Source organism: Elstera litoralis (assembly GCF_000963705.1).
In the GTDB taxonomy this organism is placed as follows: Bacteria; Pseudomonadota; Alphaproteobacteria; order Elsterales; family Elsteraceae; genus Elstera; species Elstera litoralis.
This window is the reverse complement of the sequence record NZ_LAJY01000356.1, coordinates 1-5,553: the sequence shown is the minus strand read 5'-3', so window position 1 is coordinate 5,553 and position 5,553 is coordinate 1. Positions and strand designations below refer to the sequence as shown.

The window sequence follows — 5,553 nt, the reverse complement described above, 5'->3', positions numbered from 1 at the left end:
CGCCCGATCCTGCGAACTGATGATCGGTTCCGCACACCAGCACGAGCGGTTCGGTGACAAGATGGAGGTGATGAAGAGGCTGTTTATCGCTGGCTCCGTCGCAGGGGCGAACGAGAATATCCAGAACCCCGTCTAGCAGCGCGTCGAGCGCCACGCCTTCTTCGGCGGTATCGAGTCTGAGCGCGATGCCGGTAAAAACGCGACTGAGTTCCGCAAGGATAGGCTGCAAGGTCCGGTTGGGGACACTGGGATCACAGCCGATGGCAATTGGGTTGGTTTCGCCCGAACGATAGCTGCGGGCTTGCCGCTGCACCGCGCGGGCGGCCTCGTAGGTTTGCTCGATAAACGGCAAAACCGACCGCCCCAGATCGGTTAGCGCGAGTTTGGGGACACGGTGAAACAGCGCCCCGCCCAATTCATCCTCAAGACCTTTAATGCCTTTTGTCAGGGCGGGCTGGGTTACACAGCAAACATCGGCAGCTTTGGTGAAATTCAGGAGCCGGGCGGCTTCGACGAAATATCGAACCTGATTGAGCTGCATAATACCAAAACCCGCCTTTTAACAATGTCGCACCAGTCTACTCTATTCGTAGGCTTGGCGTGACCTGTTACGTTAGCGGTAAAAAATGGCGAATGCGGTCGGCGAGATGATCGAGAAACCCCGCAGGCATTGGGCTCGTCAGGCCGCGGTTTACCTGGGCTTCGCTGAGGGCGTCGCGACTGGTCTCAAGGCGGCGAATCTCATCCGCGATGGCGTCGATGACGGTGGGGTGCGCCTCAAGCAAGGGCGCAACGTCCGCTTTGGTAAGCTCGGCCAGCACCAGATGACCGTCGGCGCGCACACTGGCGAGCCGCGGTGCGCCGGTCATCAACGACATATGCCCAAAAGTATCGCCCACGGAAAGCGCATAAAGGGTCTGCTCTTCACCGTCCTGCTCAGCCAAAACGGTAACGCTGCCGGAAAGAATGAGAAACATCGATGATCCGGCTTCGCCCTGCCGAATAATGCGCTCCTGCGGCCCAAAGAGAAGCGGGCGGGACGCGGCGGCCAGGGCAGCGCGCGCTTCTTCTGGAAAGCATCGATATAAGGGTGCCTCAGCCAGCAGTCGGCGAACATCTTGGGGATGCACCCCATCGCTGAGCTGGGGAACAACGGGTGTAACGCCCGGTTCCAGGGTTTGAAAGCGACGGTTGATCGCGAAGGGAATCTTGGCGCGGCGAAACCCGTACCACAGCGCGCTCCCCACTTCATCCCGGCGCAGAATGTAGAGATTGGGATCGTCGTGCCAAAAGATCGCCTCGAACAAGCACCCGTGCTCGGTAACGTTTTTAAACAAAACCATCGGTTTCGGCTCGGTCAGCACATGCGGCAAGCCGTGGAGAACGGACAGGGCGACCTGCTGGACCTGGGCGGGTGGACAGTCAATATCCACCGTGAACGGTAGATGGTGGCGCAGTTGATGATTCGGCTGATCAAGGTTGGTCAGCCGATTGGTGGCAACTTTTGTGTTTGGCAGGGTGACTAAAGTGCCTTCGTAGGTGCGAAGCGTCACCGCCCGCCAGCCCGAGTCCACAACCACGCCCCACATGCCGTCGATCTGGATGCTATCGCCGCTTTTAAACGGGCGCGACAGGCTGAGGGCGATTCCGGCGAAAACTTCCGACAAGGTGGGTTGGGCGGAATAGCCGAGCACAATGGCCAAAACCCCCGAGGTCGCCGCAACGGCAGTAACGTCGAGCCCTAAAATTCGCGTGGCGACGCCCAAGATGGCGCAGATATAAAGACCAAGCCCCGTAAGCCCGATCAGAATTTGCGGCGCGCGGGAATGGTCGCCCTCGCGCAACGAGCCGAACCAGATGAACTGGCGCAGCGCCGCGTTGAGCGTAAAGGCCCCAAGGCCCCACAGCAGGATCTCCAAACCATCGGCCGCCCAGTCCCGTTCTGTCATGGGCACGCCGAGGGCCGGAAGAACGCGATCGACCATCGCGCGCAGGGTCAGGCCCAGCACGAGCAGGCTCGCGCCCGCTTCAAAGCCGCGCCGCTTGTGCCGCCATGCCACGAGGAAGAGCAGGGCGGCGAGCGCTGATACGGCCATCAGCCCGAAACCGGCGAAGCCAATGAGCGTTTCGGCGGACATGGGAAGACTCCTTAAGGGGTAGCGTGGGCAAGCGTCGTTAGTAAGGCTGCAATCTTCCAACTTCCCTCAGCCCGAACCCAAAGAATCGAGACGAGAAAATTATAGTGTGCCGGGGCGGCCTCACTGCCGAAAGTCAGCTTTAAAGGCAGGTGCAAGTATGCGCTATCTGCCCCCAGCGGCACTAGTTTTGCCTGCGCCATATCGGGCTCTGCCCGCCAAAGGGCCGCCGTTTGAAACCGGGCCATCCGGTCCAGAACCGCTTGGGTGCCCCAGTAGCTATACCCGTCGCTGACCCACAGAAAGTCTGGCCGATTCTGGAGAAACGGGCGAATCCGGTCTATGTCGCGGCTATTCTGCGCCGCTACAAACGCACGGTATGTTGTTGGAATATCGGGCTCGGCGGCTTGCGCCGCCGCCCCCAAAAACCCCAATAGCCCCAATCCCAGAACGCACAGCAGTTTCAGCCCGCGCATTTCTACATGTCCTCGGGCTTATCGAGGCCTTCCGGCGGCACCACGTCCGACGACAGCAGCACAACGGTTTTGCCCGATTTATTTTCCCACCAATGGGCGTGACCGGGGCCGAACTCCGGCGTCCACTCACCGGTTTTATGCAAAATGGGCACCGAGCAGAAGGCGCTATGTTCGTAAATCTCACCCGACAGAACATAAACGATCGACGGGCGATCATGATGCTCGTGCGTCGGCACAATACCGCCTTTGCCGACGGTCAGCTTGCGCGTGCGAAGACGAAGATCGGACGTTCCGCGCCAGCCGGTAATATCGACAATCGCAAGGGTTTGTCGCTTTACGCTAACGGAGTCGCGCAAAGGAATATCGCGGGCGACCGTCAGAGTTTTGTCTTTCGGGCAGGTTCCGGCAAAAGCGCTGGGCGCTGCTAAAAGAAGTGCGGCAAGTCCGAGCGTGGTGAGGGGGAGGCGCATAATCTCTCTCCTAAAAAGGAATGGGTGCGGGTTAGACCCCGCGCAAGCCCAAGAATAGAGGTGTCGCCCCCCTGCCGGGAAATGGCGACTCGCTGGGACTCTCATAACGCGCGGTTATGCGCCTCCTGACCTGCCTTGGGAAATTTCCTCCAATTTGAAGTAGAGTCCGATCCCTTAAGAGGACGGGCTTAAAATGCTAATTTGTTAGTGCCAAGTGCTAGTTTAACCGGTTCTCAGTGGATCGGAGTGAAGCCGTTTCAGCTACAGCATGACGGGCCTGCACCAGCCAAAGCGAGTTCTGGAAGTGTGGGGAATTCTCCAATACCCAAACTGGTCGTTCGAGGCGCGTAGGCCGCTAAGTGCCCTTTCCTCCCCTGCGCTCCGATCACCCCAGCTATTCCACGATTTTCCTTCGCGTGGTGACATGGTGGTGACACAGCAAAAAGGGGTTAGCCGCTTTATGCTGCTAACCCCTTGATTTGTTTGGTGGAGCTAAGCGGGATCGAACCGCTGACCTCTACAATGCCATTGTAGCGCTCTCCCAGCTGAGCTATAGCCCCGAAACTTCTGGGTGCCGAGGGGGCCGTTTCCGGCACCGTCTGGCGTGAGCGGGTTTCTAAAACATGCGCCCTTTCCCCGCAAGGAAAAAATGACAGTTTTTTAGCAGCGCTGAACGGATGAGCGGAAAGCGGTTGCGGCGCGCTGGCGCGGTCGTGGGGTTCTGTGAGAAATTGGCAACAATTCTGTCATGCTATCGCGTCATTCTGGGGGCAGTTCGAGGTATTCCTTTTTCTTCTTCTGTGGAGATGCGCCATGAAGCAGGTACCTTTGCCATTTTTCTAATGGGCATCGTCTCTGTGCCCGCGTGGGCGGAACAAACGGTTAAATTAACAACTTTGGATTGGTGTCCCTATACCTGCGTGACCTCGCCCGATGGCGGCTTTAGCAGCGTTATCGTGCGCGAAGCATTCAAGGCGATGGGCTATAAGGCGGAGATCGAGTTTCTGCCGTGGCAGCGGGCGGTCGCGACGGCTAAGGAGTCTTCCGAAGTCGCGGGCTATTTCCCCGAATATCCGGCGGAGCTTGAGGGCTTTACGCTGTCGCCCAGCATCGGCACGGGGCCGCTCGGCCTTATCCTGCGCAAGGGGGCGCCCGTGCCGCAGCCCACGGCGGACGCCCTTCGCGCGTTGAAACTGGGGGTGGTGTCCGGTTATGTGAACGCGGTTCCCGTCGCGGCGGCGATTGCCGCTGGGCTGAAGCCCGAAGGGGTGGCCGACGATAATACCAATATCCGCAAGCTCGCCGCCGGGCGGATCGATGCGGCGGAAATCGATCAATATGTGTTTGCCCATATCCTGAAGACCGATCCGCGCCTGGCCGACGTGAAGAACGACGTGGTCTTCGCCCTGCCGCTCGAAGATAAAACCCTGCACGTCGCCTTCAATCAAACCCCTTACGGCAAAAAGCTGGCGGCGATTTTTGCGGAAGGTTTGGCCAAGGTCGATATCAAAGGCTTGCAGCAGAAATATTTCGCGATGGCGCGCTAGAGCGCGTCCGCTTGTAAAAGAAAAGGCCCGGCATTTCTGCCGGGCCTTTTTATCGAAGGATCTCAGCGCCGATTAGCGCTCGTCATCCTCGCCGATGTTTTCGATCACTTCGGCCATATCGTCTTCGTCCTCGCCAAGGTCGGACGTATCTTCCATCAGATCATCGTCTTCGTCGGCAACCGCGTCTTCTTCGACCAGATCGGCCTCGACATCGGGCAGATCGGCGACATCGGCCAGATCGGCTTCATCGACCACGGCGGCAACGACGGCGGCTTTGACGGGCTTATCGTCGGGCAGCGGCGCGCGCGACCGGCGCGATTTTAGAATCGCTTCGGGATCGTAAGTGGTGCCGCACTTCGGGCACACGATGGGATCACGGCACATATCGTAAAAAGGTGCGCCGCAAGAATGGCAAATGCGCTTTGCGCCCCATTCGGGTTTCGCCATGTCAGCTTCTTCCTTAAGGCTTAGGGATCAAACGGTCTCGGGCGTGCATGCCAGGGGCATCGGCGCTTGTCAATCACCTGAACGTAAATAGCAGGCGTGACAAGCCGATGCTTCCGGCATTTTAGCACGGCGGATGCTTGAGGGCGGGCGGAATTTGGGGTACGCCCTGCGGCAGGTTTTCGCTCCAATGGGATTATGCCACATGCATGCGCCGCGTCCGCTTCTTTCCCGCCGTGCCGGGCCGCTTTCTGGAACGGTTCGGGTTCCGGGGGATAAGTCGATCTCCCACCGTGCGCTGATGTTCGGCGGGCTGGCTATTGGCGAGACGCGCATTACCGGCCTGCTGGAAGGCGAAGACGTGCTGGCGACCGCCGCCGCGATGCGCGCGATGGGCGCGACCGTAACGCGCGACGGGGTTGGGCGTGGCGCGTTACCGGCGTCGGCGTCGGCGGCCTCACCGAGCCCGATGCGCCGCTGG

General features: G+C 59.5%; 6 protein-coding genes, 1 tRNA gene and 1 pseudogene. 2 read left to right on the top strand and 6 right to left on the bottom strand.

The window, feature by feature from the left end; all coding sequences use genetic code 11:
* The 5 genes from VZ95_RS25670 to VZ95_RS13515 all read right to left on the bottom strand — a co-directional run.
* Positions 1-541: LysR family transcriptional regulator (locus VZ95_RS25670; protein WP_198148295.1), on the bottom strand; the 541-nt coding region annotated here is incomplete at its 3' end.
* A 67-nt stretch (positions 542-608) separates the two neighbouring features.
* A complete protein-coding gene (locus tag VZ95_RS13530) occupies positions 609-2,138 on the bottom strand; it encodes a cyclic nucleotide-binding domain-containing protein (protein WP_045776316.1) in 1,530 nt (509 codons plus the stop codon).
* An 11-nt stretch (positions 2,139-2,149) separates the two neighbouring features.
* Complete coding sequence (locus VZ95_RS13525) at positions 2,150-2,611, bottom strand: nuclear transport factor 2 family protein (protein ID WP_045776315.1); 462 nt, start codon at positions 2,609-2,611, stop codon at positions 2,150-2,152.
* A 2-nt stretch (positions 2,612-2,613) separates the two neighbouring features.
* Complete coding sequence (locus VZ95_RS13520) at positions 2,614-3,081, bottom strand: cupin domain-containing protein (RefSeq protein ID WP_045776314.1); 468 nt, start codon at positions 3,079-3,081, stop codon at positions 2,614-2,616.
* A 484-nt stretch (positions 3,082-3,565) separates the two neighbouring features.
* Positions 3,566-3,641 (bottom strand) — tRNA-Ala (locus tag VZ95_RS13515).
* 396 nt (positions 3,642-4,037) lie between these two features.
* Between VZ95_RS13515 and VZ95_RS13510 the strand changes: the two genes are divergently transcribed.
* Positions 4,038-4,628 (top strand): substrate-binding periplasmic protein, encoded by a 591-nt coding sequence (locus tag VZ95_RS13510; RefSeq protein WP_232302661.1) that lies wholly within the window; start codon positions 4,038-4,040, stop codon positions 4,626-4,628.
* Positions 4,629-4,700: 72 nt separating this feature from the next.
* Here VZ95_RS13510 and VZ95_RS13505 read toward each other — a convergent pair whose 3' ends face one another.
* A complete protein-coding gene (locus VZ95_RS13505; protein WP_045776313.1) occupies positions 4,701-5,075 on the bottom strand; it encodes a TIGR02300 family protein in 375 nt (124 codons plus the stop codon).
* Between the two features lie 202 nt (positions 5,076-5,277).
* Between VZ95_RS13505 and VZ95_RS13500 the strand changes: the two are divergent.
* Positions 5,278-5,553, top strand: a pseudogene (locus VZ95_RS13500) (3-phosphoshikimate 1-carboxyvinyltransferase); the annotation flags it as partial.

What these genes read in the sequence shown, in the direction of transcription:
- VZ95_RS13530 (WP_045776316.1), bottom strand. Translation starts at nt 2,138, where the DNA reads ATGTCCGCCGAAACGCTCATTGGCTTCGCCGGTTTCGGGCTGATGGCC.
- VZ95_RS13525 (WP_045776315.1), bottom strand. Translation starts at nt 2,611, where the DNA reads ATGCGCGGGCTGAAACTGCTGTGCGTTCTGGGATTGGGGCTATTGGGG.
- VZ95_RS13520 (WP_045776314.1), bottom strand. Translation starts at nt 3,081, where the DNA reads ATGCGCCTCCCCCTCACCACGCTCGGACTTGCCGCACTTCTTTTAGCA.
- VZ95_RS13505 (WP_045776313.1), bottom strand. Translation starts at nt 5,075, where the DNA reads ATGGCGAAACCCGAATGGGGCGCAAAGCGCATTTGCCATTCTTGCGGC.